At 70.1% G+C, this 4,360-nt stretch carries 5 protein-coding genes; all 5 read right to left on the reverse strand.

Translation table 11 applies throughout. The features are described 5' to 3' along the window. Window positions 1-218 (reverse strand): PhzF family phenazine biosynthesis isomerase (locus G6026_RS11350; protein WP_182613236.1); only part of this gene is annotated, 218 nt, incomplete at its 3' end. A gap of 43 nt (window positions 219-261) precedes the next feature. Next, window positions 262-738: a hypothetical protein gene (locus G6026_RS11355; RefSeq protein WP_107755266.1), complete on the reverse strand. Its 477-nt coding sequence runs from the start codon at window positions 736-738 to the stop codon at window positions 262-264. Window positions 739-769: 31 nt separating this feature from the next. Further along, complete coding sequence (locus tag G6026_RS11360; RefSeq protein ID WP_182613237.1) at window positions 770-1,732, reverse strand: TIGR03885 family FMN-dependent LLM class oxidoreductase; 963 nt, start codon at window positions 1,730-1,732, stop codon at window positions 770-772. Further along, a complete protein-coding gene (locus G6026_RS11365; protein WP_182613238.1) occupies window positions 1,729-3,633 on the reverse strand; it encodes a glycoside hydrolase family 15 protein in 1,905 nt (634 codons plus the stop codon). Before G6026_RS11365 ends, G6026_RS11360 begins: the two co-directional genes overlap by 4 nt. 2 nt (window positions 3,634-3,635) lie before the next feature. Beyond that, window positions 3,636-4,360, reverse strand: a 725-nt coding sequence (locus G6026_RS11370) for an SDR family oxidoreductase (protein WP_182613239.1), incomplete at its 5' end; no start/stop codon positions are given.

The following is a 4,360-nucleotide window of genomic DNA, read 5'->3' on the forward strand; positions in this document are numbered from 1 at the left end:
CCGGCGAACGGCAGCTCGGCGGTGGGGGTGAAGATCCGCACCCGGTAGTCGGCCCCGGCCGAGGTGGGTGCGAGAAGGAAGGCGGTCTCGGAGAGGTTGGTCCACCTGGCGATGGTCGCCATCTGCGTGTCGGACAGTGCGTCCGCGTCGTGGACCACGGCCAGGGGGTTACCCCGGAACGGGACGGGGGAGAAGACGTCGACCTGCGAGAACCTCATTCCCGAGACGGTACGCCCGGGGTTCAGCCCAGCCCAGCCCAGCTCAGCTCTCGCGAAGCGCTCCCGTGCACTTCAGCCGGAGCTTCTCCAGCTGCGCGCCGTGCTCGACCGCGCGCTCCACCAGCGCCTCCAGGGTGGGCTGGGGCAGCCGGGGGTCGCCGATGTCCAGCAGGGCCCGGAACCCCAGCTCCTTGCCCCGGACCGCGATCGTGAGCGCCTCCAGCTCGAGCAGATCGCTGAGCGGCGACCTCTGGGCGAAGCGCTGGTTGGGCTTGAGTTGACCGAGCTTCTCCGCGGCGCGCGCAGGGAGGTCCTTGAGTGCCGACGGCGCCGTTCCGGCCAGGGTCATGAGCTCTTCGAGGCTGTGGAGGTCCTCCTCCGTCTCGTCACCGATGCGGGCGACGACCTCGCGGATCTCCGGGTCCTCGTGGTCCTTCGCCACCCGCCGGAACAGATCCACCCCGGCGGCGGCCCCGGCGTGGTGGTCCTGCATGTACGTGTGCAACATCTCAGTGGCCATGACGGCGACGTTACGTCGTCTGGTCCTCAGGTCAACCGCGAGCGAGCGCCGGGAGCAGCTCCTGCTCCGCCAACTCCAGGAACCCGAGCTGGTCCTGGGAGACGTGGTGCAGGTAGATCTCGTCGAATCCCAGTTCCTCGAACTCCCGGAGCCGGGCGACGAGGTGATCGACCGAGTCGGTGACGATCACGGTCTCCTCGATCTTCTCGTCGGGGATGTACCGGGCGACCAGGTCGAACTCCTCGGGGGTGGGCAGGTCGTAGGCGACCGGGGGGTCCACGGCGTGGTTCTGCCACTGGTCGCGGGCGACCTCCCGGGCGCGGCTCATGGTGTCCTCGATGGCCACGTGGACCTGGAGCGCGAGAGGACCCCGGCCCCCGGCCGTCCGGTACGACTGGACGATCTGCCGGACCGACTCCGGGTCGTCGTTGATCGTGATGAGTCCATCGGCCCAGTTCGCCGCCCGCGCGGCGGTCTCCGGGGTGAGCGCCGGTCCCATGATCCGGGGCGGCGTCTCCGGCAGCGAGTACACCCGCGCGTTCTCGACGTCGACGAGACCGTGGTGGGTGACCTCCTCGCCGCGGTGCAGGCGGCGAATGACGTCGACGCTCTCCTCCAGGCGGGCCTGCCGGGTGGCCTTGTCGGGCCACTTGTCGCCGGTGATGTGCTCGTTCATGTTCTGGCCGCTGCCGAGGGCCACCCAGAAGCGATCGGGGAACATCTCCGCCAGCGTCGCCGACGACTGTGCGACCACGGCGGGGTGGTAGCGCTGACCGGGCGCGCAGACGGTGCCGAACGTCATGCCGGTGGTGGCCAGTGCCGCCCCCAACCACGACCAGGCGAAGCCCGAATGGCCCTGGCGCGTCGACCAGGGGGAGAAGTGGTCGGAGCACATCGCGATCCGGAAGCCCGCCCGTTCTGCCTGCTGGACGTCCCGCAACAACCTGCCCGGGGGGATCTGTTCGTGCGAGGCGTGGAACCCGTACGTGGTCATCGTTCGCCTTCCTCTCGTGCCTTCCGGGCCGCCTGCAGCGCGTCTGCCGCCCGGATCAACCCGATGTGGCTGAACGCCTGGGGGAAGTTCCCCGCCAGGCGGCCGGATCCGGGGTCGAACTCCTCGGAGAACAGCCCCAGGTCGCTGCCCCGGGACACCATGGTCTCCATGAGGCTCTGCGCATCGTCGATGCGGCCGCTCCCGGCGTACTGCTCGACCAGCCAGAAGGTGCACAGGACGAACGGGTACTCGCCGCCCTCCAGGCCGTCGATCCCGCTGTCGACCCGATACCGGTGGACGAAGCCCTCCTCGGTGACGAGGTCCCGTTCGATGCGCCCCACCGTCCCGAGCATCCGGGGGTCGTCGTAGTCCAGGAATCCGGTGTGGGGCAACTGGAGAAGGGAGGCGTCCACCTCGGAGTTGTCGTAGGTCTGGGTGAAGCTGCCCAGCTCGGAGTCGTATCCGTGCTCGTCGATCTCCTCGGCCAGCCGGGACCGCAGGTCACGCCACCGCTCGACGGGCCCGTCGAGCCCGTGGTCCTGGACCGCGCGGACGCCACGGTCGAAGGCGGCCCACATCATGGCCCGACCGTGGGTGAAGTGGTGGGTCGACCCGCGCATCTCCCAGATGCCGTGGTCCTCCCGGTCGAAGTGTCTCTCCGCGTAGCGCAGGAGCCCCTTCTGCAGTCCCCAGGTGTACTCGTCCTCGTGGACGCCGGCCTCGCGCAGGTCGTGCAGGGCGATCATGACCTCCCCCACGACGTCGGCCTGGTACTGGTCTGCGGCTCCGTTGCCGATGCGCACCGGCCGGGAGTCCTCGTAGCCGTCGAGGTGGTCGAGCTCCGTCTCGATCAGCTGCCGCTCCCCGCCCACGCCGTACATGATCTTGACGTCGTCGACGTCACCGGCGACCGCACGCAGGAGCCAGTCCCGCCACAGCTCGGCGCCCTCGGTGAGTCCGTGTGCCACCACGACCTCGATGGTGAAGGCCGCGTCGCGGAGCCAGGTGTAGCGGTAGTCCCAGTTCCTCTCCCCGCCGAAGTATTCGGGTAGCGAGGTGGTCGGCGCGGCCACGATGGCGCCCGTGTCCAGATTGGTGAGCGCTCGCAGGACCAGGAGCGACCGGGTCACCTCGGGCCGGGGATCGCAGTCGACCTCCAGCTGCGACGACCATTCGGTCCAGGCGCTGATGGTCGCCGCGATGGTCTCCTCGGCGTCGGGCGGGTCGGGCACGTCGTCGTGGGAGGGGAACCAGGTCAGGTCCCAGTCCAACCGCTCTCCGGCGCGGACGTCGAACGTCCCCTCGAGCCGGCGGGCGCGCCCGCCTTCCTGTGACCGTTCGTCGTCGCGCACGTCGGTACGGGCGTGAGTGTCGTCGTTGGGCGACGACTCGTCGTCGTCCTCGTCGGGCCACCGCAGCATCGGCCCGGTCACCAGGATGCCGTCGGGCCCCGCCAGCGCCAACAGCGCTCGGTGCCCCCCGTCTCTGGCGATCTCCCGTGTCCACGGCGTGGCCCGTGCGTAGTCGAACCGCAGGCGCAGGTCGTGCTCGACGGTCACCTCGCCGTCGAGGCATTCGACCCGGCGGATCAGGTCCCCCTGCGACTCGCTCCGCAGGAGACAGTCGGTCACCCGGGCGGTGCCGGACGGGGACCGCCAGGTCGTCTCGAGCACGAAGGTCTCCGGGATGTACCGGCGGTCGAGCACCTCACCGTCGACCACCGACAGACACCACCGGCCGTCCTCCGGGCCACCGAGCAGGGCCGAGAACACGGCGGGGGAGTCGAATCTGGGCAGACAGAGCCAGTCGATGCTCCCGTCCCGCGACACGAGCGCTCCGGTGCGCAGGTCGGACAGCAGCGCGTAGTCCTCCAGGGGCGTACTGCGCGTCGAGCCCGCCATCTCTAGAAGACGGGCTTGCCGCCGGTCACGCCGAGCACGGTGCCCGAGACGTAGCCGGCGTCAGAGGGCGAGGCGAGGAAGACGAACGCGCCCGCGCACTCCGCGGGCTGGCCCGCGCGACCGAGCGGGGTGTCCGACCCGAACTGCTCCAGCTTCTCGCCGGGTTGGGTGGCCGGTTGCAGCGGAGTCCAGATGGGACCGGGGGCGACCGCGTTGACCCGGATGCCCCGGGACCCGAGTTCGGAGGCGAGGTTGACGGTGAGGTTGTTCAGCGCCGACTTGGTGGCCGCGTAGTCGAGGAGCGGCGGTGCCGGCTGGTAAGCCTGGATCGACGCGGTGGTGATGATCGACGACCCGGGCCCGAGGTGGTCCAACGCCTCCTGGCTCGCCCAGATCGTCGCGTAGAGATTGGTCTTGAAGACCCGGTCCATGTTCTCGCTGTCCATGGTTTCCAGACCCTCGCCGCGCGCGTGCTGATAGCCGGCGTTGTTGACGAGGATGTCCAGTCCGCCGAGCTGCTGCGCCGCGTCCCGGACCATCTGCCGACACTGGGTCTCGTCGCGCAGGTCGCAGGGCAGGAGGACCGCCCGTCGCCCCGCGTCCTCGATCCAGCCGCGGGTGTCCTGGGCGTCGGATTCCTCCTCCGGGAGGTAAGAGATCGCCACGTCGGCGCCCTCGCGGGCGTAGGCGATGGCCGCGGCTCGCCCGATCCCGGAGTCACCGCCGG

The sequence above is a fragment of the Dietzia sp. DQ11-38-2 genome, from assembly GCF_014145055.1.
In the GTDB taxonomy this organism is placed as follows: Bacteria; Actinomycetota; Actinomycetes; order Mycobacteriales; family Mycobacteriaceae; genus Dietzia.